The 20,978-nt window shown below is 70.0% G+C and carries 20 protein-coding genes; 2 read left to right on the top strand and 18 right to left on the bottom strand.

All coding sequences use genetic code 11. The annotated features are described in order from the left end of the window. Together IG08_RS0126210 and pyrR are read right to left on the bottom strand one after the other, a co-directional pair. Entirely contained in the window at positions 1–978 is a 978-nt protein-coding gene (locus IG08_RS0126210) for an aspartate carbamoyltransferase catalytic subunit (RefSeq protein ID WP_030607070.1), read from the bottom strand. Between the two features lie 96 nt (positions 979–1,074). Further along, entirely contained in the window at positions 1,075–1,632 is a 558-nt protein-coding gene (gene pyrR, locus IG08_RS0126205; protein ID WP_030607055.1) for a bifunctional pyr operon transcriptional regulator/uracil phosphoribosyltransferase PyrR, read from the bottom strand. 253 nt (positions 1,633–1,885) lie between these two features. On the opposite strand from pyrR, the gene bldD reads away from it, so the two are divergent. Then, positions 1,886–2,386 carry a transcriptional regulator BldD gene (bldD, locus tag IG08_RS0126200; RefSeq protein ID WP_030607052.1) on the top strand — a complete coding sequence of 167 codons (501 nt, stop codon included), beginning with the start codon at positions 1,886–1,888 and terminating at the stop codon, positions 2,384–2,386. A 170-nt stretch (positions 2,387–2,556) separates the two neighbouring features. On the opposite strand, the gene nusB is transcribed toward bldD, so the two are convergent. The 13 genes from nusB to IG08_RS0126135 all read right to left on the bottom strand — a co-directional run bounded on the left by nusB (position 2,557) and on the right by IG08_RS0126135 (position 15,573). Beyond that, a complete protein-coding gene (gene nusB, locus IG08_RS0126195; protein ID WP_030607049.1) occupies positions 2,557–2,991 on the bottom strand; it encodes a transcription antitermination factor NusB in 435 nt (144 codons plus the stop codon). A gap of 2 nt (positions 2,992–2,993) precedes the next feature. Next, complete coding sequence (efp, locus tag IG08_RS0126190) at positions 2,994–3,560, bottom strand: elongation factor P (protein ID WP_030607045.1); 567 nt, start codon at positions 3,558–3,560, stop codon at positions 2,994–2,996. A 51-nt stretch (positions 3,561–3,611) separates the two neighbouring features. Then, positions 3,612–4,718 carry an aminopeptidase P family protein gene (locus IG08_RS0126185; protein WP_030607042.1) on the bottom strand — a complete coding sequence of 369 codons (1,107 nt, stop codon included), beginning with the start codon at positions 4,716–4,718 and terminating at the stop codon, positions 3,612–3,614. Between the two features lie 164 nt (positions 4,719–4,882). Further along, positions 4,883–5,734: a Pro-rich N-terminal domain-containing protein gene (locus IG08_RS0126180; protein WP_078655754.1), complete on the bottom strand. Its 852-nt coding sequence runs from the start codon at positions 5,732–5,734 to the stop codon at positions 4,883–4,885. 166 nt (positions 5,735–5,900) lie between these two features. Continuing rightward, on the bottom strand, positions 5,901–6,992 hold the full coding sequence (aroB, locus tag IG08_RS0126175; protein ID WP_030607035.1) for a 3-dehydroquinate synthase: 1,092 nt from the start codon (positions 6,990–6,992) through the stop codon (positions 5,901–5,903). After that, positions 6,989–7,471 (bottom strand): shikimate kinase, encoded by a 483-nt coding sequence (locus IG08_RS0126170; protein WP_199820907.1) that lies wholly within the window; start codon positions 7,469–7,471, stop codon positions 6,989–6,991. The genes aroB and IG08_RS0126170 overlap by 4 nt, the downstream gene beginning before the upstream one ends. A 32-nt stretch (positions 7,472–7,503) precedes the next feature. Continuing rightward, positions 7,504–8,688, bottom strand: coding sequence for a chorismate synthase (aroC, locus tag IG08_RS0126165; protein WP_030607029.1), 1,185 nt, complete (start codon positions 8,686–8,688; stop codon positions 7,504–7,506). Positions 8,689–8,959: 271 nt separating this feature from the next. Next, positions 8,960–9,799, bottom strand: coding sequence for a shikimate dehydrogenase (locus IG08_RS0126160; RefSeq protein WP_030607026.1), 840 nt, complete (start codon positions 9,797–9,799; stop codon positions 8,960–8,962). Next, entirely contained in the window at positions 9,780–11,492 is a 1,713-nt protein-coding gene (mltG, locus tag IG08_RS0126155; protein ID WP_078655753.1) for an endolytic transglycosylase MltG, read from the bottom strand. Before mltG ends, IG08_RS0126160 begins: the two co-directional genes overlap by 20 nt. A gap of 123 nt (positions 11,493–11,615) precedes the next feature. Beyond that, positions 11,616–12,080: a Holliday junction resolvase RuvX gene (ruvX, locus tag IG08_RS0126150; RefSeq protein WP_030607020.1), complete on the bottom strand. Its 465-nt coding sequence runs from the start codon at positions 12,078–12,080 to the stop codon at positions 11,616–11,618. Between the two features lie 8 nt (positions 12,081–12,088). Then, on the bottom strand, positions 12,089–14,761 hold the full coding sequence (alaS, locus tag IG08_RS0126145) for an alanine--tRNA ligase (protein WP_030607018.1): 2,673 nt from the start codon (positions 14,759–14,761) through the stop codon (positions 12,089–12,091). Beyond that, complete coding sequence (locus IG08_RS0126140) at positions 14,761–15,114, bottom strand: hypothetical protein (protein ID WP_030607016.1); 354 nt, start codon at positions 15,112–15,114, stop codon at positions 14,761–14,763. Before IG08_RS0126140 ends, alaS begins: the two co-directional genes overlap by 1 nt. 15 nt (positions 15,115–15,129) lie before the next feature. Next, positions 15,130–15,573 carry a DUF948 domain-containing protein gene (locus tag IG08_RS0126135; RefSeq protein WP_030607014.1) on the bottom strand — a complete coding sequence of 148 codons (444 nt, stop codon included), beginning with the start codon at positions 15,571–15,573 and terminating at the stop codon, positions 15,130–15,132. A 153-nt stretch (positions 15,574–15,726) separates the two neighbouring features. Between IG08_RS0126135 and IG08_RS0126130 the strand changes: the two genes are divergently transcribed. Next, the gene (locus IG08_RS0126130) at positions 15,727–17,886 is read left to right on the top strand and encodes an ATP-binding protein (RefSeq protein ID WP_030607012.1); all 2,160 of its coding nucleotides are present in this window, start codon (positions 15,727–15,729) and stop codon (positions 17,884–17,886) included. A gap of 31 nt (positions 17,887–17,917) precedes the next feature. Here the strand turns inward: IG08_RS0126130 and rpsD are convergent, their stop codons facing one another. The 3 genes from rpsD to IG08_RS0126115 form a co-directional block, all read right to left on the bottom strand. Continuing rightward, complete coding sequence (gene rpsD, locus IG08_RS0126125) at positions 17,918–18,532, bottom strand: 30S ribosomal protein S4 (RefSeq protein WP_030607010.1); 615 nt, start codon at positions 18,530–18,532, stop codon at positions 17,918–17,920. 302 nt (positions 18,533–18,834) lie between these two features. Further along, a complete protein-coding gene (locus IG08_RS0126120; protein ID WP_030607008.1) occupies positions 18,835–20,190 on the bottom strand; it encodes a replication-associated recombination protein A in 1,356 nt (451 codons plus the stop codon). 60 nt (positions 20,191–20,250) lie between these two features. After that, positions 20,251–20,913, bottom strand: a complete 663-nt coding sequence (locus IG08_RS0126115; RefSeq protein WP_030607005.1) for a vitamin K epoxide reductase family protein — start codon at positions 20,911–20,913, stop codon at positions 20,251–20,253. Positions 20,914–20,978: the final 65 nt, after the last annotated feature.

The raw sequence follows: 20,978 nt of genomic DNA, 5'->3' as shown, positions 1-20,978 counted from the left end.
TTACTTCTCCTCGATACGGGTGTGGGAGACGGCGGGCTCGTTGCCACCGAGCAGCAGGTACAGAACGGCCATCCGGATGGAGACTCCGTTTGCGACCTGCTCGACGGCGGTGCAGCGGTCGGAGTCGGCGACCTCGGCGGTGATCTCCATGCCACGGACCATCGGGCCGGGGTGCATCACGATGGCGTGCTCGGGCATCTTGGCCATGCGGTCGCCGTCGAGGCCGTAGCGCCGCGAGTACTCGCGCTCGGTCGGGAAGAACGCGGCGTTCATGCGCTCGCGCTGCACACGCAGCAGCATCACGGCGTCGGACTTGGAGAGCGTGCTGTCCAGGTCGTACGAGACCTCACAGGGCCAGGACTCGACGCCGACCGGCACCAGGGTCGGCGGGGCGACGAGCGTGACCTCGGCGCCGAGGGTGTGCAGCAGGTCGACGTTGGAGCGGGCGACCCGGCTGTGCAGGATGTCGCCGACGAGCGTGATGCGCTTGCCGGACAGGTCCTGGCCGAGCCCGGCGTCCCGCCCGACGAGGCGGCGGCGCATGGTGAACGCGTCCAGCAGGGCCTGGGTCGGGTGCTGGTGGGTGCCGTCTCCGGCGTTGATGACGGCGGCGTCGATCCAGCCGGAGGTGGCCAGGCGGTAGGGGGCTCCGGAGGCGCCGTGCCGGATGACCACGGCGTCGACGCCCATGGCTTCGAGGGTCTGGGCGGTGTCCTTGAGGGACTCGCCCTTGGACACCGAGGAGCCCTTGGCGGTGAAGTTGATGACGTCCGCGGAGAGGCGCTTCTCGGCGGCTTCGAAGGAGATACGCGTGCGCGTGGAGTCCTCGAAGAAGAGGTTGACGACGGTGCGGCCGCGCAGGGTCGGCAGCTTCTTGATCGGCCGGTCGGCGACCCGGGCCATCTCCTCGGCGGTGTCGAGGATCAGGACGGCGTCGTCGCGGGTGAGGTCGGCGGCCGAGATGAGATGACGCTGCATCTTTCAGGCTCCGTAAGGCAGTTCAGGTCGGGAGAATTCGGGCAGGCCGGGGCTCCGAGGAGCAGGCGTACGACAGCGACGTACGCCTTCCGCCTGCTACTGGGTCTGCTTCGCGCCGAGCAGCACGGTGTCGCGACCGTCCTCCTCGGCGAGCTGGACCTTGACCGTCTCCCGCAGCGACGTGGGGAGGTTCTTGCCGACATAGTCGGCGCGGATGGGCAGTTCGCGATGGCCTCGGTCGACCAGGACCGCGAGCTGCACGGCGCGAGGACGCCCGATGTCGTTCAGGGCATCGAGGGCGGCGCGGATGGTGCGGCCGGAGAAGAGCACGTCGTCGACGAGGACGACCAGGCGGCCGTCGATGCCGTCACCGGGGATGTCGGTACGGGCCAGCGCACGCGGTGGGTGCATGCGCAGGTCGTCGCGGTACATGGTGATGTCGAGGGAGCCGACCGGGATCTTGCGATCGGTGATCTCCTCGAGCTTGACGGCGAGCCGCTGGGCGAGGAACACGCCCCGGGTCGGAATGCCGAGGAGCACCACGTCGTCGGCGCCCTTGGCGCGCTCGACGATCTCGTGGGCGATGCGGGTCAGTACCCGCGCGATGTCAGGGCCTTCGAGTACCGGCCTTGCATCGGACGCTTGAGTGTCCATAAGAAACGGACCTCCTTCTCCGCCTCACGGGACGGACCTTAAAGGACGTCGGATTTGCGCCATCCACGGTAGCAGGCCGGGACGACGTCCCTGATCACCCCCTTGGCGTAATCGGCCACGGCTGCCACGGAAGAGTCGGTGTGGACCATTCGGCTTGACGCACAAGAGTCACGCTGCGTAACCTCACAGTGAGTTACCAGACGCGCGGCGCGGAAACACTGCAGCCGCGTCGACACAGTGTCCGGGGAGCTATATGTCCAGCGAATACGCCAAACAGCTCGGGGCGAAGCTCCGGGCCATCCGCACCCAGCAAGGCCTTTCCCTCCACGGTGTCGAGGAAAAGTCCCAGGGACGCTGGAAGGCGGTCGTGGTCGGATCGTACGAGCGCGGCGACCGCGCCGTGACCGTACAGCGCCTTGCCGAGCTGGCGGATTTCTATGGGGTCCCCGTGCAGGAGCTGCTGCCGGGCACCACGCCGGGCGGGGCCGCCGAGCCGCCGCCGAAGCTGGTTCTGGACCTGGAGCGGCTGGCCCACGTGCCGGCCGAGAAGGCGGGCCCGCTCCAGCGCTATGCCGCGACGATCCAGTCCCAGCGCGGTGACTACAACGGCAAGGTGCTCTCGATCCGCCAGGACGACCTGCGCACACTCGCCGTCATCTACGACCAGTCGCCCTCGGTCCTCACCGAGCAGCTGATCAGCTGGGGCGTGCTGGACGCGGACGCGCGTCGCGCGGTCGCCCACGAGGAGAGCTGAGCCGCTCCCAGCCTCAGCAGAAACGTGCCGCCGGGGTGGCCGGAACTTCATGGTTCCGGCCACCCCGGCGGCTTTCTGCGGCCTTCGGAGGCCTCGGTGGTCCCGGGATGCCGGAGGGCCCGCAGCGTGACTGCTGCGGGCCCTCCGGCTGTCGTGGCTCTTTCGGCCTCTTACGCCTCGTCGCGGCGCAGGGACGGCTTCAGGTCCTTGAGACGGCCGAGCAGTCCGTTGACGAAGGCGGGCGAGTCGTCCGTGGAGAACTCCTTCGCCAGCTGCACCATCTCGTCCAGCACGACGGCGTCCGGGATCTCGTCGGCCCAGATCAGCTCGTAGGCGCCGAGGCGCAGGATGTTGCGGTCGACGACCGGCATGCGGTCGAGCGTCCAGCCGACCGAGTACTGCGAGATGAGCTCGTCGATGCGCTTCGCGTGTTCCGCGTAGCCCTCGACCAACTGCATCGTGTACTCGCTCACCGGCGGCTGCCGGGTGTCGTCCCGGGAGAGCCGGATCCAGTCCGCGAGGACGGTCAGCACGCCGACGTCGCGCTGGTCGCCCTCGAAGAGGATCTGGAAGGCACGCTTGCGGGCCGTGTTGCGGGCAGCCACGGTTAGCTGTTCACCCGGCCGAGGTAGTCGCTCGTGCGGGTGTCGACCTTGATCTTCTCACCGGTGGTGATGAAGAGCGGCACGTTGATCTGGTGGCCGGTCTCCAGGATGGCGGGCTTGGTGCCACCGGTGGAGCGGTCGCCCTGGACGCCCGGCTCGGTCTCCTGGATGACGAGCTCGACGGCGGCCGGCAGCTCGACGAAGAGCACCTCGCCCTCGTGCTGCGCGACGGTGGCGGTGAAGCCCTCGATCAGGAAGTTGGCGGCGTCGCCGACGGCCTTGCGGTCGACCATGAGCTGGTCGTAGGTCTCCATGTCCATGAAGACGAAGTACTCACCGTCCATGTACGAGAACTGCATGTCGCGCTTGTCGACAGTGGCCGTCTCGACCTTGACGCCGGCGTTGAAGGTCTTGTCGACGACCTTGCCGGAGAGCACGTTCTTGAGCTTGGTGCGCACGAAGGCCGGGCCCTTGCCGGGCTTGACGTGCTGGAACTCGACGACGGACCAGAGCTGGCCGCCTTCGAGCTTGAGCACAAGGCCGTTCTTGAGGTCGTTCGTGGAAGCCACGGTTGCGGAATCTCCTGGACTGACGTGGACGACCCCGGCGCACGCACCTGCCTAGAGTGCGAGCAGCTCCTTGGTCGTGATGGTGAGTAGCTCGGGTCCGCCGTCCGCCTCGGGGCGTACGACGAGCGTGTCATCGATCCGGACGCCGCCCCGTCCCGGGAGGTGAACCCCCGGTTCGACGGTGACCGGCACGCAAGCGTCCAGTTTACCCATGGCCGCGGGGGCCAGCTGCGGGTCCTCGTCGATTTCGAGTCCCACCCCGTGCCCCGTCAGCGCCGCGAGGCCTTCCGCGTACCCCGCGGAGTCCAGCACCTGCCGTGCCGCACGGTCCACGTCGCGGTAGGCGGCACCGGGTGCGAGCATCTCCCGGCCGGCGCGCTGAGCGGCGAAGACGAGGTCGTACAGCTCGATCTGCCAGTCGGCCGGGGACGTACCGATGACGAACGTACGGCCGATCTCACAGCGGTAGCCGCGGTACGTGGCGCCCAGGCAGACGGAAAGGAAGTCGCCTTCCTCCACCCGCCGATCGGTGGGGCGGTGGCCGCGTCGGCCGGAGTTCGGGCCGGTGCCGACGGAGGTCGGGAAGGCCGCGCCGTCGGCGCCGTGATCGACGAGGCGGCGCTCCAGCTCGAGGGCGAGGTGGCGTTCGGTGCGGCCGACGAGGATGGACTCGAGGAGCTCACCGAGTGCCTGGTCGGCGATTTCGGCGCCGATGCGGAGACAGGAGATCTCTTCCTCGTCCTTGATCACCCTGAGCTGCTCCACGGCTCCGCCGAGCTCTGCGAGGCGCAGGCGGGGCACGACGGAGCGGATGGCTCTGTGCCGGGCGACGGTGAGGTGGTGTTCTTCCACGGCGAGAGAGTCGCCGCCCTGTGCCGCGGCGAGGTCGGCCGCCGCGACCGCGGGGTCGCCTCCGGCGCCGGGGAGCGTGTGGACTCGCAGTGCTTCGTCCGGGCGGCCCTCGGTGGGTCGGTTGTCCGGCGGGCCGGTGGACACCAGCAGGTCCTCGGTCTTGCCGAGGAGCAGGACGGCGCCGTGCGGGGCTGCGCCCGCGAGGTAGCGCACGTTGGCGGGGCGGGAAATTAGGGCCGACGTGCTGCCGACCGCGTTGCAGCGTTCCCTCAGCCTTGTGCGGCGGGCCGCGTAGACCTCTGACATGACACGAGCGTAGGAGCTCCGCAGGTTGGACGCCGTTCGAGAGAGGCCGAGTGGGGCAGGGGTCCGTTGTCGTCTGCGGGACTGTGGGGGCTGGTCGCGCCCACGCGGCGGAGCCGCATATCGATTCGGCCCCGCGCCCCTCGGGCACAACCACTCATCCCCGATTACCAGCTCGGGGGGCTTGCGATCGACCTCGCCAGTACGTCGTCCAGGATCTGTGCCGTCTGGGGGACGTCCAGCTGGGAGTTGTCGATGATCGGGAGGCCCGAGCCGTACCAGCCCGCCATGCGGCCGTGGATGCGGGCGACCTCCTCGTCGGTGAGGCGGCGGTTGCCGGAGCGTTCGGCGTTGCGTTCCAGGACGATTTCCAGGCCGGGGAGGAGGACCACCGGGAGGAGGCCGGGGCCGACGTGCCGCTTCCAGCCTCCGAGGCCGACGACCGGGCGGTCGGGGAAGACGGCGTCGTCGAGGATGCAGGAGATGCCGTTGGCGAGGAAGTTGCGGGCGGCGAAGCCGCAGGTGCGGCGGGCGAGGCGGTACTGGGCCTCGGAGTGGTCGTTCCACCCGGACTGCGGGTCGGCGAAGCCGGAGCGGACCCATTCGCGCACGTCGTCGAGGCTGATGTGGGCGGTGGGCACCCGGCGGTGGTCGGCCCAGTACTTGGCGACGCTCGTCTTTCCGGCGCCGGCGGGGCCGATGAGCAGCACGGCGAGGCACGTGGCGGCCGTGTCGGGGGCGGCCGTGACGGGCGGGGCGCTGGGCATCGCGACGGGGCCACCGGGCGGCAACGGCACATGGCCGGTGGTGTCCGGGGCGGGCGGCACCGGGGCGTGCTGCGGCGCGTGCGGGACCGGTGCCGGGGGCGGCGGGGTGAAGCCCGGTGCCGGGGGCGGCGGAGGCACCGGGGCCGGGCCCTGATGCGGACCCGGGTGGTGTGCGGCCGGCGACCAGCCGGCGGCCGGTCCGTGCCCCGGCTGATGGGGCGGCGGCAGCGGAGAACCCACTGCGTGCTGCATCCGGTGCCACTCCGTCTCGTACAGGCAATTGGCGCTGACAGGGGGGTGTATACCCCGCTCGCTACCGAACGGTACCGCCCCCTGCCGTCCTTTGGTGAAACGGCCGGGGGCGGTCCGAAGTGCCCGTTGCCACAAGGCGAATCGGGCAGAAGACGATCCGGAGGACTTACTGTCCCACTTCGCCGTACGCGGCGAGCAGCACAGCCGGGTCCGGGCCCTCCAGGACGGTCGGCTTGGCCAGGCCGTCCAGGACGATGAAGCGCAGCAGATCGCCGCGGGACTTCTTGTCGACCTTCATCGTCTCCAGCAGCTTGGGCCACTGGTCGTAGCGGTAGTGCAGCGGCAGCCCGACCGCCTCCAGGACGGCACGGTGGCGGTCGGCCGTCGCGTCGTCCAACCGGCCCGCGAGGCGGCCGAGTTCGGCTGCGAAGTGCATGCCCACGGCGACGGCGGCGCCGTGCCGCCACTTGTACCGCTCGTTCTTCTCGATGGCGTGGGCGAGCGTGTGGCCGTAGTTGAGGATCTCCCTGAGGCCCGACTCCTTCAGGTCGGAGGAGACGACCTCGGCCTTGACCCGGATGGAGCGCTCGATGAGCTCGGCGGTGTGCGGGCCGGCCGGGGTGCGGGCGGCCTCCGGGTCGGACTCGATGAGCTCCAGGATCGCCGGGTCGGCGATGAAGCCGGCCTTGATGATCTCGGCGAGCCCGGAGACGTAGTCGTTGACCGGGAGGGAGTCCAGCGCGGCCAGATCGCACAGGACGCCGGCGGGCGGGTGGAAGGAGCCCACGAGGTTCTTGCCCTCGGCGGTGTTGATGCCGGTCTTGCCGCCGACGGCCGCGTCCACCATGGCGAGCACGGTGGTCGGGATGGCGATCCAGCGCACTCCGCGCAGCCAGGTCGCGGCCACGAACCCGGCGAGGTCCGTGGTCGAACCGCCGCCGACTCCGACGACGACGTCCGTACGCGTGAACCCGGACTGGCCGAGCGCCTTCCAGCAGTAGGCGGCGACCTCGGCGGTCTTGGCCTCCTCCGCGTTCGGCACCTGGATGGCGATCGCGTCGTAGCCGTGTTCGGCCAGTTCGGCCCGCAGGGCGTCACCCGTCTCGGCGAGCGCCTCGGGGTGGACGACCGCGACCCGCTTGGCCTTGTCGCCGACCAACCCGGGGAGCTCGCCCAGGAGTTGACGGCCCACCAGGACCTCGTACGGCTCACTGCCCGCGGTGCCGCCGACCTGGATCCGGGTGACTGCCTCGCTCATGCTTCCTTCAACTCCAGTGCGTCCAGGGCGACTTGGGTGACCTCTTCGGGCGTACGGCCGTCGGTGGCCACGACCGCCGTGGCGATCGACTCGTACAGGTGCCGGCGCGCCTCCATCAGCTCGCGCCACTGCTTGCGCGGGTTGACCGCGAGCAGCGGGCGGGCGGCGTTGAGGCCGGTGCGCTTGACCGCCTCCTCGACGTCCATCGAGAGGTAGACGACGCGCAGTCCGGCCAGCAGCGCGCGGGTGTCCGCGTCCAGGATCGAGCCGCCGCCCAGCGCGAGGACGCCGTCGTGCCCGGCGAGCGCCCGCTGCACCGCCTGCTTCTCGATCGCGCGGAAGGCCGTCTCGCCCTCGTCGACGAAGATCTCGGCGATGGTGCGGCCCTGCTCGGCGACGATGTCGTCATCGGTGTCCCGGTAGCCGACCCCGAGTCGCTCGGCCAGCAGCCGGCCCACGGTGGACTTGCCGACCCCCATCGGGCCGACCAGTACGACGACGGGCGCCACGGTCACCGGATCGCCAGGTTCTCGAGGTACGACTGGACATTGCGACGAGTCTCGGTCACCGAGTCGCCGCCGAACTTCTCCGCCACCGCGTCCGCGAGGACCAGCGCGACCATCGCCTCGGCGACGATGCCTGCGGCCGGGACCGCGGACACGTCCGAACGCTGGTGGTGTGCCTGGGTCGCCTCGCCGGTGGTCACGTCCACCGTCTGAAGGGCGCGCGGCACGGTCGCGATCGGCTTCATCGCGGCGCGTACGCGCAGCAGCTCACCCGTGGTCAGGCCGCCCTCGGTGCCGCCGGAACGGCCGGAGACGCGCCGGATGCCCTCGGGCGTGTTGACGATCTCGTCGTGCGCCTTGGAGCCGGGCACCCGTGCCAGTTCGAAGCCGTCGCCGATCTCCACGCCCTTGATCGCCTGGATGCCCATCAGCGCACCGGCCAGGCGGGCGTCCAGCTTGCGGTCCCAGTGCACGTGCGAGCCCAGGCCCACCGGCACGCCGTAGGCCAGGATCTCGACCACGCCGCCGAGGGTGTCGCCGTCCTTGTGGGCCTGGTCGATCTCCGCGACCATCGCCTTCGACGCGTCCGCGTCCAGGCAGCGCACCGGGTCGGCGTCCAGCCGCTCGACGTCCGCCGGCGTCGGGTACACGCCCTGGGGCGCCTTGGCGGAGGCCAGCTCGACGACGTGCGACACGATCTCGATGCCGGCCGTCTCCTTCAGGTACGACCGGGCCACCGCGCCCAGCGCCACCCGGGCCGCCGTCTCCCGGGCGGAGGCCCGCTCCAGGATCGGCCGGGCCTCGTCGAAGCCGTACTTCTGCATCCCGGCGAGGTCGGCGTGACCGGGACGGGGGCGGGTCAGCGGCGCGTTGCGGGCGAGGCCCGCGAGGATCTCCGGGTCGACCGGGTCGGCCGCCATGACCTGTTCCCACTTGGGCCACTCCGTGTTGCCCACCATCACCGCGACCGGCGAGCCCATGGTCAGACCGTGCCGCACGCCACCGAGGAAGGTGACCTCGTCCCGTTCGAACTTCATCCGGGCACCGCGCCCATAGCCCAGCCGCCGCCGCGCGAGATGGTCCGCCACCATCTCCGTGGTGATCGGCACACCGGCGGGAAGGCCCTCCAGCGTCGCCACGAGTGCGGGACCGTGGGACTCCCCCGCGGTCAGCCAGCGCAACCTGCTCAACGGTGCTCCTCAGTGCTCGCGCCCTGCGTACTGCCTTGCGTACGCGCGTCCTCGCGTACGGCGACGGCGCGACCAGGTGCGCGGCCCTGGCCCGCCACCCCCGATCCTCCCACGTCCGGGCGCTGCGTCCGGCCCAAGGTCCAGCAGGCGGACGGAGAGAGCGGGAACCGGAGGCTGAGGGCCCGCCAAGGGGCGCGAGGAACTGCGCGACCAGCCACGACGGCGCCGCAACAGAACGACGGGGCATCGCGGCACTTCCTGGCGGCACTCCCTAGCGGAGCGCCAACGCGTGCTCGCCCGCCTTGCGCATCGCGAGCACCGGGGCCGGCGCGTGGCCCGTCATCTGCTCGACCTGCAGCACCGCCTGGTGCACCAGCAGGTCGAGACCGCTGACGACGGCCCCGCCGACCATGGACCAGCGGGCGGCGAGCTCGGTCGGCCACGGGTCGTAGAGCACGTCGAAGAGGGCGGCGGGCCGCTCGGGCACGGCGGCGGCGAGCGCGTCCGTCGTACCGGCCGGGGTGGTTGCGATCACCAGCGGGCTGTGCAGCGCCTCGGCCGCGTCCGCCCAATCCGCCGTACGGACGTCGATGTCGAGCCGCTTGCCCCACTGGCGCATCTCGGCGGCGCGGGCCTCGCTGCGGACGTAGGCGACGACCTCGCCGGTGCAGATCCGGGCCAGCGCGGCCAGTGCCGAGGAGGCGGTGGCGCCGGCGCCGAGGATCGCCGCGGTCTCGACCTGTTCGATTCCGCGCTCACGCAGGGCGGCGACCATTCCGGGGATGTCGGTGTTGTCGCCGACCCGGCGGCCGTCCTCGGTGAAGACGACGGTGTTGACCGCCTCGACCGAGGCTGCCGTCTCGCTGATCTCGTCGAGCAACGGGATCACGGCCCGCTTGAGCGGCATGGTCAGCGACAGCCCGGCCCACTCCGGCCCGAGCTGCCCGAAGAACCCGGGCAGAGCGGCCTCGTCGAGCTCGAACCGGTCGTACGACCAGCCCGTGAGCCCCAGTTCCTCGTAGGCGGCGCGGTGCAGCACCGGGGAGAGGGAGTGGGCGATGGGCGAACCGAGCACGGCGGCCCGGCGGGCGTCAGCTGCCCGTGCTTTCATTGAACTTTTCCTTGAGCTTCTGGAATTCCTCGTGCGTCTTGGCGAATTCGGTCTTGCTCACGCCGTCGGTCGCCACGAAGTAGTACCAGCCGTCGTCGGTCGGATTGAGCGTCGCCTTCAGCGCGACGGCGCCCGGGTTTCCGATCGGACCTGGCGGCAGACCCTTGTTGGTGTACGTGTTGTACGGGTCCTTGTTGCTGTTGATCTCCGACTCGCTGATCTCGATGTTGCTCTCGTTCTTCACGTAATTGAAGGTCGAGTCGAACTGCAGAGAGCCGTAGGTCTCGGGGTTCGCGGGATCGAGGCGGTTGTAGACCACTTCCGCCATCTTGCGGAAGTCTTCGCTGGTCTTGCCCTCGGCCTGGACGAGGCTCGCGACCGTGACGACCTGCAGCGGACTGTCCAGCTTGAGCGCCTTGGCCTTGGCCTCCAGGTCATAGTCCGCGTACACCTTCGCGGCCTGGGTGACCATGCCCTTCAGGATCGTCTCGGGCTTCATGCCCTTGGCGGCGGGATAGGTGCCCGGGGCGAGGAAGCCCTCCAGCGGGTCCTTGATCTCGCTGTTGTCGTTCGCCCAGTCCGGAAGTCCGAGGCTCTTGTACTTCGCCTCGGCAATCTTCCTGGTGGCGCCCGACTTCAGGTCGAGTTTCTCGTCGATCGCCTTGTAGACGGAGATGTTCCGCTGCCCCGGAGTGACCATGATGTTGTTCTGGCTCTTGGGGTCGAGCATCATCGCGACGGCGCTCTCGGCGGACATCTCCTTCTTCAGCAGATAGGCGCCGGCCTGAATCGAGTCGCCCTTGGAATTCTGCTGCTGAGCGGCCACGAACGCGTCGACGCTCTTGACGACGCCCGCTTCCTTCAGCTTCTGGCCGATCTGGGACCCGAGAGCGCCCTTGGGGATCTGGACGGTCACGGTCTCGCTCGTACCGTCCCCGGCAAAGTCCGGAGCCGAGCCGAAACGGTTCTCGTAGAACTTGTAGCCGAAGTATCCGACGCCGCCGATGCCACCGCCGAACACCAGCAGGACCACCAGGCAGGCGCATCCGCTGCGGCGCTTCTTGCCCCCCTTGCCGCCGCGACCGCGCCGGTCGCCACGGCCGCCTCCCGGGTCGTCGTCCTCGTCATCGTCGTCGCCGCCGGCGAAGAAGGCGTGCTCGCCCTGGTCCGGGCCCGGGTCCCAGTCGGGCCGCGGCTCGGGTTCGGCACGGCGTCGGCCGGGCGGCTCCGGCGGCGGGTACGCGTCAGGGGTGCCGTAGTAGTCGGGCTGCTGCCCGCCGTACGCGGCGGCCTGCTGGCCGTACGGGTCCGACGGATCGGCCGGGTACGCGGCCTGCGCGTGCGTGCCGGTGGCCCAGCCGTTGTTGTCGTACGACTGCTGCGGCTGGCCCGCGTAGGTCTGCTGGTCGTACTGCTGGTGCTGCGGCTGCTGGTGCTGCTGGCCGTACTGGCCGTCGTACTGCTGCGGGTACTGCTGCTGCGCCTGACCGTATGCGGCCTGCTGGCCGCCGTCGCCCCAGCCGCCGTTGTCGTACTGCGGCTGCTGCGGCTGCTCTGGATAGTGCTGCGGCTGGCCGCCGTAGGGGGACTGCTGGCCCGCATGGGCCTGCTGTCCACCCCATCCGTCGTCCCCGTACAACGGGTCCTCCGGATGCCACGGTTCGGAGCCTTGGCCCCGGCCATACTCAGTCATCGATCCCCTAGAGCCGCGAGGCGGCGGTCACGCGGCTTACGGCTCCGCTTCCGTTCCGCCTCATCTCTGTGCGGCACTTGTTCGAACAGCGCCGCAGTCGCGCGGAACGTTACCGTATCGCGATCAGATGACCACTTCGACGCCCTCGCCGGGTGCTTTACCTGACACCCGTTCGGATTCCAGCGCCTGCTGAAGGATGATCACGGCGGCTGCCTGGTCAATGACCGATCTGCCCTTTTTTGACTTCACACCCGAGGCGCGCAGTCCCTGACTGGCCGTCACCGTCGTCATCCGCTCGTCCACGAGCCGCACGGGGACGGGGGCGATGCCCTTGGCGAGCTCCTGGGCGAAGCCGCGGACCTTGACCGCGGCCGGGCCCTCGCCCCCCTTGAGGGAGCGAGGGAGACCGACGACGACCTCGATCGGCTCGTACTCCTCGACCAGCTGCTTCAACCGGCGGTGAGCCGCGGAGACGTCCCGCCCGGGGACCGTCTCCACCGGAGTGGCGAGGATCCCGTCGGGGTCGCACGAGGCGACCCCGATGCGGGCGTCCCCGACGTCGATCGCGAGTCGACGGCCCCTTCTCATGCCTGCACTCACTTGGCCGTTTCCGCCACGAGTCGCTCCACCGCGTCCACGGCGTCGCCGACCGCGGCCGGGTTCTGCCCGCCGCCCTGGGCGACGTCCGGCTTGCCGCCACCGCCACCGCCGAGGGTCTTGGCGGCCGTGCGGACCAGGTCGCCGGCCTTGAGACCGCGCTCGCGGGCGGCCTCGTTGGTGGCGATGACGGTGAGCGGCTTGCCGTTCGCCACGGTGAACAGGGCGACCACGGCGGCCCGGCCGCCCTGGATGCGGCCGCGCACGTCGAGGACCAGCTTGCGCAGGTCGTCGGCGGTCGTGCCGTCCGGGACCTGGCCGGTCACCAGAGCAACGCCGCGAACGTCCTTGGCGGACTCGGCAAGACCGGCGGCGGCCTGCAGCACCTTCTCGGCGCGGAACTTCTCGATCTCCTTCTCGGCGTCCTTCAGCTTGCCGAGCATGGCGGAGACCTTCTCCGGGAGCTCCTCCGGGCGGCCCTTGATCAGCTCCTGGAGCTGGGCGACGACGGTGTGCTCACGGGCGAGGAAGTTGTAGGCGTCGACACCGACGAGGGCTTCGATACGGCGGACTCCCGAGCCGATCGACGACTCGCCGAGCAGCTTCACCAGGCCCAGCTGGGAGGTGTTGTGGACGTGTGTGCCGCCGCACAGCTCCTTGGAGAAGTCGCCGATGGTCACCACACGGACCCGCTCGCCGTACTTCTCGCCGAACTCGGCGATGGCGCCCTGCTTCTTGGCCTCGTCGAGGCTCAGGATCTCGGCGCGCACGTCCAGGTCGCGGGCGAGCACCTCGTTGATCTTCTGCTCGACGTCGGTCATCACGGCCGTGGGCACGGCGGACGGGGAGCCGAAGTCGAAGCGGAAGCGGCCGGGCTGGTTCTCGGAACCGGCCTGTGCGGCCGTCGGGCCGAGGGCGTCGCGCAGGGCCTGGTGGGTGAGGTGCGTGGCCGAGTGGGCGCGGGCGATGGCCGTGCGGCGGCGGGCGTCGATCGAGGCCTGCGCCTTGGCGCCGACGGTGACCTCGCCGAACTGGACGACGCCCTTGTGGACGTACACACCCGGGACCGGCTTCTGGCAGTCGCGGATCTCGATGACGGCACCCGTGTCGACCTTGATGCGGCCGGTGTCGCCGATCTGGCCGCCGCCCTCGGCGTAGAAGGGGGTGCGGTCGAGGACGATCTCGACCTCGTCACCCTCGGTGGCGGCCGGGGAGGAGGCGCCGTCGACGAGGATGCCGACGATCGTGGACTCGGCGTCCGTGTCCGAGTAGCCGATGAACTCGGTCTCGCCGGCCTTGTCGGCGATCTCGCGATAGGCGCCGGTGCCGGCGTGGCCGGTCTTCTTGGCCTGGGCGTCGGCCTTGGCGCGCTCCCGCTGCTCCTTCATCAGGCGGCGGAAGCCGTCCTCGTCCACGGAGAGGCCCTGTTCGGCGGCCATCTCGAGGGTGAGGTCGATCGGGAAGCCCCAGGTGTCGTGGAGCAGGAACGCCTTGTCGCCGGCGAGGACCTTGCCGCCGGACTGCTTGGTCTCGGTGACGGCGGTGTCGAGGATGTTGGTGCCGGCCTTCAGCGTCTTGACGAAGGCGTTCTCCTCGGCTAGGGCGACCTTCTCGATGCGCTCGCGGTCCGTGACGAGCTCGGGGTACTGCTGGCCCATCATCGCGATGACGGTGTCGATCAGGTCCTTGACGACCAGACCCGTGGCACCGAGCAGCCGCATGTTGCGGATGGCGCGGCGCATGATGCGGCGCAGGACGTAGCCACGGCCTTCGTTGCCGGGGGTCACGCCGTCGCCGATGAGCATCACGGACGTCCGCATGTGGTCGGTGACGACGCGCAGGGAGACGTCCGAGTCGTGGGCCTGGCCGTACTCGACACCGGTCAGCTCGGTGGCCTTCTTGATGACGGCCATGGAGGTGTCGATCTCGTACATGTTCTGCACACCCTGCAGAATCATGGCGAGGCGCTCCAGGCCGAGGCCCGTGTCGATGTTCTTGCTCGGCAGCTCGCCGAGGATCTCGAAGTTGTCCTTGCCGATGCCCTCGCCGCGCTCGTACTGCATGAAGACGAGGTTCCAGATCTCCACGTACCGCTCGTCGTTGACGGCGGGGCCGCCCTCGACGCCGAACTCGGGGCCACGGTCGTAGTTGATCTCGGAGCAGGGGCCGCAGGGACCGGGGACGCCCATGGACCAGTAGTTGTCCTTCATACCGAGGCGCTGGATGCGCTCCTTCGGCACACCGACGACCTCGTGCCAGATGCGCTCGGCCTCATCGTCCTCCAGGTACACGGTGATCCAGAGCTTCTCCGGCTCCAGGCCGTAACCACCCTTGTCCTGGGGGCTGGTGAGCAGCTCCCAGGCGTACTTGATGGCGCCTTCCTTGAAGTAGTCGCCGAAGGAGAAGTTGCCGCACATCTGGAAGAAGGTGCCGTGGCGGGTGGTCTTGCCGACCTCTTCGATGTCGGGCGTGCGGACGCACTTCTGCACGCTGGTGGCGCGCGACCACGGCGGCTTGACCTCACCGAGGAAGTACGGCTTGAAGGGCACCATGCCCGCGGGAACGAGGAGCAGAGTCGGGTCGTCCGCGATGAGCGACGCCGAAGGGACGACGGTGTGACCGCGCTCCTCGTAGAAGCTCAGCCAGCGGCGGCGGATTTCAGCCGACTCCATCAGTGGTCCTCATTCCGGTTGTACGAGTACGTCTGGTACGTCGAGCCCTCGACGTACTTCGGGTTGTTGCGGTTCTCGATGGCGGCGTACTGCCGGGGCGCGGGGAGTTCGGGGTTCGCGTTGATGCCGAGGGCCTCCCCCAGCTCTTCCTCCCGCTGGGCCATGTTGTCCCGGACGTCCAGCGCGAAGCCGACCGCGCGGTCCTTGATGCGGTGACCGGCCTCGATCGCCTTGTTCGCGGCACTCGCGGCAAGGTTTTCGGGGGTCAGCTGCTTCAGCTTGCGGTTGACCTTGGTGGTGGCCCACACGCCGGCTGCGACGCCCGTGGTGAACCAGAAGGTACGGCGGAACATCGCTGGTCTCAGTCCTTACTTTCCACGGAGGTTTCGCTTGTCCCGCCGGGAGACCGTACGCCCCACGATCACGGTACGCCGGGGCGCCTTGGCGGGCACGTCGTCCTTGCGGCCGCTGATGGCCCGGCGCACGCCGTAGCCGAAGGCCGCGACCTTGACCAGGGGGCCGCCGAAGGTGGAGGCGACGGTGGTCGACAGCGCGGACGCGTTCGACGTGACTTCCTGGACGTCCGAGGCGATCGCGTCGACGCGGTCGATCTGGGTCTGTGCGGAGCGCACCGCCGAGGAGGCGTCGGCGAGCAGTGGGACGGCCTGGTCGGTCACGTCCGCCACGAGCTTGGTGGTCGCCTTGAGCGTCTGGGCCAGCCTCACCAGCGCGACGGCGAGGAAGGAGACCAGGATCGCCCAGAACACGGCCACCAGGATCCCGGCAACCTCACCACCGGACACTGTGTGCACCCGCTCCCTGAAACGTGCCTGCATATGGAAAAAGTCTCCGCCGAGCCTATCGCGCCGGGGATGCCGCTCCGCACCGGATTACCGTCCGCGCGCACCCGGGTTTACGTCCGGCGCTTGTACGGACTGAATACGGTTCAGTACGCTCCGTGTTCCATGCGCAGTCATCAGCCCGGCGGCACCTCGGTGAACCACAATCTCCCCCTGGAGCTCGACGCGTTCGTGGGTCGCTGTGCCGAACTCGACGGGCTGACAAGGGCGCTCGGCGCCTCGCGGCTGGTGACCGTGACGGGGCCCGGCGGGGTCGGCAAGTCGCGGCTGGCGGCGCGGGCGGCCGCGCGGACCGTGCCGGACGACGGGGTGTGGCGGGTCGAGCTGGCCGCGGTGCGCGATCCGGAGTTCGTCGACTACGCCGTCGTAGAGGCTCTGGGGCTGACGGACCACACCACGCGGCTGCCGCGCGAGACGCTGCTCGCGCACCTTGCCGAGCGTCAACTGCTGCTTGTTCTGGACGGGTTCGAGCATCTGGTGGACGCGTGCGCCGAGCTGGTGGCCGATCTGCTGCAGCGGGCGCCGGGCCTGCGGGTGCTGGCCGTGGGACGCAGGCCGCTGGCCGTGGCGGGTGAGCGGCTGTTCGTGCTGGGGCCGCTGGGCAAGGACGAGGCGGTGGAACTGTTCGCCGACCGGGCCGCGGGGCAGGGTCTGGCGCTCGGGGGCGATCCGGATGTACGGGAGCTCTGCCGGCGTCTGGACGGCATCCCGCTGGCGATCGAGCTGGCCGCGGGGCGGCTGCGGGCACTGTCGCCCGGGCAGTTGCTGGAGCGGCTCGACGACCGGTTCCGGTTGCTGACGGGCGGGGGCCGGGACGCACTCCCCCGCCATCGGACGCTGCGTACGGCGATCGGCTGGAGCCATGAACTGTGCACGCCCGAGGAGCGGTTGCTGTGGTCGCGCCTCTCGGTGTTCGCCGGGCGGTTCGACCTGGAGGCCGCCGAGTACGTGTGCAGCGGCGGCGGCCTGCACACCGACGACGTCCTCGAGGTGCTGACCGCGCTGCTCGCCCAGTCCGTGGTCGCCCGCGAGGAGACCGCTACGGGCGTGCGCTACCGGATGCTGGACACGGTCCGGGCGTACGGCGCCGACTGGCTGGAGGCGACGGGCGACGCGGTGCGGCTGCGGCGGCGGCACCGCGACTGGTACGTGGGACTCGCGACCTGGTGCGAGCTGGACTGGTTCTCGCCCCGGCAGAACGAGGTGGCCGCGCGGGTCGAGGCGGAGCTGCCGAACCTGCGCTGCGCCCTGGAGTACTGCCTGACCGTGCCGGGCGAGGCACATCTGGGCCAGTACCTCGCGGGCGCCCTCTGGTTCTGCTGGGTCGGCTGCGGGCGACTGTCGGAGGGGCGGCACTGGCTGGAGCGCAGTGTCGAGCTGGAGTCGGAGAACGAGCAGTCCCGGCTGAAGGCCCTGTGGGTGCTCGGTTACGTGGCGATCCTGCAGGGCGATCCGGTGCCCGCGCTGGGGGCGCTGCACGAGTGCCGGGAGGCGGCGGAGCGGACCGCGAACCCGACGGCGGTGGCGTACGCCGAGCACCGCACCGGCTGTCTGGCCCTGGTCACGGACGACATGGCCCGCGCGGAGACGCTGCTGCGCTCGGCGCTCGCGCGCTATCAGGAGATCGGCGAACTCAACAGCAATGTGCTGATGGGCCAGGTCGAGCTGGCGATGGCGCGTGCCTTTCAGGGCGATCTGCCGGACGCGGTGCGGCTGTGCGAGGACGTGCGGCAGGTGTGCGAGGACCACGGCGAGCGGTGGGCGCGCTCGTACGCGCTGTACGTCCTGGCGTACGCCGCCTGGAGCGAGGGCGATCCGGCACGCGCCCGCGAGCTGCTCACGGACTGCCTGGCCTGCGCGCACACCTTCCGCGACCTGCTCGGCTCGGTGCTGACGATCGAGTTGCTGGCCCTGGTCACGGCGGCGGAGGGCGACCCGGCGGAGGCCGCGGTGCTGCAGGGCGCGGCGGCCACGATGTGGCCGTCGGTGGGCCTGCCCCTGTTCGGCTCGGCCTACTACAACGCCCCGCACGAACTGTGCGAGGCAATGGCCCGGGAGCGGCTCGGCGACGAGCGGTACGAGGAGTGCGTACGGCAGGGCGGGGCGCTCGGGCGTGAGGCCGCGGTGGCCCGGGCCCTGGGGCGGCAGAAACTACTGGAGGCGCTGCCGATGCCACGCGGGCCCGTGCGTCATACGACGGTGGCCCTCGACATGCACGAACCCGCCGCCTCGCCCACCCGGAAGGGCGGGGAGACGGCGGGCTGAGGTGGTGCGTGGTGCTACGTCCGGCTGATGATCAGCGGGCGTAGTACTCGACGACGAGCTGCTCGTCGCAGATCACCGGGATCTCCTTGCGGTTCGGCTCACGGTCCAGGCGGAACGCCAGGGCCTTGAGGTTCACCTGGAGGTAGCGCGGGGTCTCGCCCTCGGGGGCGAAGCCGCCCTCGCGGGAGATCGAGAAGAGGGTCTTCTCGCGGCTGCGCTCGCGGACCATCACGACGTCGTCGGGACGGACGCGGAACGACGGCTTGTCGACCTTGCCACCGTTGACCTCGATGTGGCCGTGGACGACCATCTGGCGGGCCTGGTAGATCGTGCGGGCGATGCCCGAACGCAGGACCAGCGCGTCGAGACGGCGCTCGAGCTCGATGATCAGGGCCTCACCGGTCTTGCCCTGAACCTTGGAGGCACGCTCGTAGGCGCGGACGAGCTGACGCTCGGACACGTCGTACTGCGCACGCAGACGCTGCTTCTCGAGCAGACGGACCTTGTAGTCCGAGTTCTGCTTGCGGCCACGGCCGTGCTCACCCGGCGGGTAGGGGCGGGCCTCGAAGTACTTGACGGCCTTCGGGGTCAGCGCGATGCCGAGGGCACGCGACTTCTTGACCTTGGGGCGGGGCTGGTTCGCCACAATCTCTCATTTCTCAGCGTTCGGCTTGTCAGGGTTGAGGGAGGTCGCATCCGCAGCCGGGGAAACCCGCCTCGTCCTTGCGGACGGGGTGGGCAGCCGCTCCCCTGGTCTGGGCACATACGTGCAGCACACGAGTGGCCCACCGACCGGTCCCGTCGTACGACGAGTGGTGGTGGGCTGCCCGCGACACCATTCGAACGGTGCGCGACGCTCCTGGAGACCGGTCCGAGGACCGGGACTCCGGCTGACTGTCCTGTTCTGACTGCACAGGACGCAGCACTTCGAGGGATTCTACAGGGCGCTCAGGACCGCTTGCGACCGAGGTGCTTCCTCGTCCACTCCACCGCGTCCGCGTACCGCGCCTCGGCGCCGTGCCGGGTGGGCGTGTAGTACTCGCGCTCCTTGATGGCGTCCGGGGCGTACTGCTGGGAGGCGATGCCCTCGGGCAGGTCGTGCGGATACACATAGCCCTGCGCGTGCCCGAGCTTGGCCGCGCCCTTGTAGTGCCCGTCGCGCAGGTGCGGCGGCACCGGGCCCGCCAGACCTTTTCGTACGTCCTCCATGGCGGCGCCGATCGCCGTGGTCGCGGCGTTGGACTTGGGGGCGAGGGCGAGGGCGATGGTGGCGTGGCTGAGGGTGAGGGCGGCCTCGGGGAAGCCGATCATGGCGACGGCCTGGGCGGCGGCGACGGCTATCGGCAGGGCGTTGGGATCGGCGAGGCCGATGTCCTCGCTGGCGGAGATCATCAGGCGGCGGGCGATGAAGCGGGGGTCCTCGCCGGCCTCGATCATGCGGGCCAGATAGTGCAGGGCGGCGTCGACGTCGGAGCCGCGGATGGACTTGATCAGGGCGCTGGCGACGTCGTAGTGCTGGTCGCCGTCGCGGTCGTACTTCACGGCGGCCCGGTCGACCGTCTCCTCCAGGGTCTGGAGGCCGATCTCCGCGTCGCCCTTGTCGAGCGCGGCCCCGGCTGAGGCCTCCAGGGCGGTGAGCGCGCGGCGGGCGTCGCCGCCGGCGATCCGCAGGAGGTGGTCCTCGGTGTCCTCGGGGAGGGTGACGGTGCCCTTGAGGCCGCGGTCGTCGATGAGAGCGCGCCGGACGAGACCGCGCAGGTCGTCGTCGGTGAGGGGTTCGAGGGTGAGGAGGAGGGAGCGGGAGAGGAGGGGCGAGATCACCGAGAAGTACGGGTTCTCGGTGGTCGCCGCGATCAGTGTCACCCAGCGGTTCTCGACGGCCGGGAGCAGGGAGTCCTGCTGGGCCTTGCTGAAGCGGTGGATCTCGTCGAGGAAGAGGACGGTCTCCTTGCCGTAGCCTCCGATGGCGCGGCGGGCGCCGTCGATGACGGTGCGGACCTCCTTGACGCCGGCGGTGATCGCCGAGAGCTCCACGAAGCGCTTGTTGGTGGCCTTCGAGACGACGTACGCCAGGGTGGTCTTGCCGGTGCCGGGCGGGCCCCAGAGGATCACCGAGGAGGGGCCGGCGGGGCCGCCACTGCCCTCGCCGACCAGTCGGCGCAGCGGTGAGCCCGGCTTCAGCAGGTGCTGCTGGCCCACCACCTCGTCGAGGACGCGCGGGCGCATCCGGACCGCCAGGGGGCTCCCGGCGGGGTCCTTCTCCTGGCGGTCTTCCGCTGCGGCGGTGAACAGGTCGGGCTCCACGGTCAAAACCCTATGTCACCGCACTGACAACGCCGTCGGCCTGCCCTCACGACCGTCGGTTCAGGCCCAGAGCCGGTCGCCCCAGCGGGTCAGGATCATCATCGCGATGATGCCGACGTGCGTGACCGGCAGCACCCAGGTGAACTCGGCGAGGAAGCGCTTGAGCCAGCCCGGGGACGGCAGGAAGTCGTTGCGGACGTTGAACGAGGTGACGTACCAGAACATGGTGATCGTCGCGACCCAGGCCAGCGAGCACCACAGGCACAGGGCGTTGATCCGGTACAGCGACTGGAACATCAGCCAGGTGCAGAAGGCCACACCGAAGAGCGTGCCGAAGTTGAAGGTGAGCCAGTACCAGCGCGGGAAGCGGGCGCGGGCGAGCAGGCTCATGCCGACGCAGATGACGATGCCGTAGGCCACCAGACCCAGCATCGGGTTGGGGAACCCGAAGGCGGCGGCCTGCTTGCTCTCCATGACGCTGCCGCAGGAGATGATCGGGTTGAGGCTGCAGCTGGGCGTGAAGGTCTTGCCGTCGACCTTGGCCTCGAGGATCTTGAACTTGTCGATCGTGATGACCCACGCGGCGAGCAGACCGGCCGCGCCGGTGATCACCAGCAGCAGGGCGAAGGCACGACTGCCGCCCACCGTCCGGGGCACGGCGTCGGCGCCCGCCGACGAGGACTCGGGTTCGGTGGAGACGTCTTTGACAGTGGTCTTGCTCATCACGCCGATCCGTCTGCTTGAGAGTTGGACCTTCTTCGGGCACGGGCCATTGTGCCGCACGCACG

This window comes from Streptomyces fulvoviolaceus, from assembly GCF_000718165.1.
Lineage (GTDB): Bacteria > Actinomycetota > Actinomycetes > Streptomycetales > Streptomycetaceae > Streptomyces > Streptomyces fulvoviolaceus.
The sequence above is the reverse complement of the archived record's forward strand: the minus strand, read 5'-3'. Positions and strand labels throughout refer to the sequence as shown.

Excerpts from the sequence above, each read along its gene's own strand:
- IG08_RS0126210 (WP_030607070.1), bottom strand. The coding sequence starts at position 978 with ATGCAGCGTCATCTCATCTCGGCCGCCGACCTCACCCGCGACGACGCC.
- alaS (WP_030607018.1), bottom strand. The coding sequence starts at position 14,761 with ATGGAGTCGGCTGAAATCCGCCGCCGCTGGCTGAGCTTCTACGAGGAG.
- pyrR (WP_030607055.1), bottom strand. The coding sequence starts at position 1,632 with ATGGACACTCAAGCGTCCGATGCAAGGCCGGTACTCGAAGGCCCTGAC.
- aroB (WP_030607035.1), bottom strand. The coding sequence starts at position 6,992 with ATGAGCGAGGCAGTCACCCGGATCCAGGTCGGCGGCACCGCGGGCAGT.
- IG08_RS0126160 (WP_030607026.1), bottom strand. The coding sequence starts at position 9,799 with ATGAAAGCACGGGCAGCTGACGCCCGCCGGGCCGCCGTGCTCGGTTCG.
- IG08_RS0126140 (WP_030607016.1), bottom strand. The coding sequence starts at position 15,114 with ATGTTCCGCCGTACCTTCTGGTTCACCACGGGCGTCGCAGCCGGCGTG.
- IG08_RS0126170 (WP_199820907.1), bottom strand. The coding sequence starts at position 7,471 with ATGGGGGTCGGCAAGTCCACCGTGGGCCGGCTGCTGGCCGAGCGACTC.
- bldD (WP_030607052.1), top strand. The coding sequence starts at position 1,886 with ATGTCCAGCGAATACGCCAAACAGCTCGGGGCGAAGCTCCGGGCCATC.
- IG08_RS0126185 (WP_030607042.1), bottom strand. The coding sequence starts at position 4,718 with ATGTCAGAGGTCTACGCGGCCCGCCGCACAAGGCTGAGGGAACGCTGC.
- IG08_RS0126180 (WP_078655754.1), bottom strand. The coding sequence starts at position 5,734 with ATGCAGCACGCAGTGGGTTCTCCGCTGCCGCCGCCCCATCAGCCGGGG.
- IG08_RS0126115 (WP_030607005.1), bottom strand. The coding sequence starts at position 20,913 with ATGAGCAAGACCACTGTCAAAGACGTCTCCACCGAACCCGAGTCCTCG.
- mltG (WP_078655753.1), bottom strand. The coding sequence starts at position 11,492 with ATGACTGAGTATGGCCGGGGCCAAGGCTCCGAACCGTGGCATCCGGAG.
- ruvX (WP_030607020.1), bottom strand. The coding sequence starts at position 12,080 with ATGAGAAGGGGCCGTCGACTCGCGATCGACGTCGGGGACGCCCGCATC.
- IG08_RS0126130 (WP_030607012.1), top strand. The coding sequence starts at position 15,727 with ATGCGCAGTCATCAGCCCGGCGGCACCTCGGTGAACCACAATCTCCCC.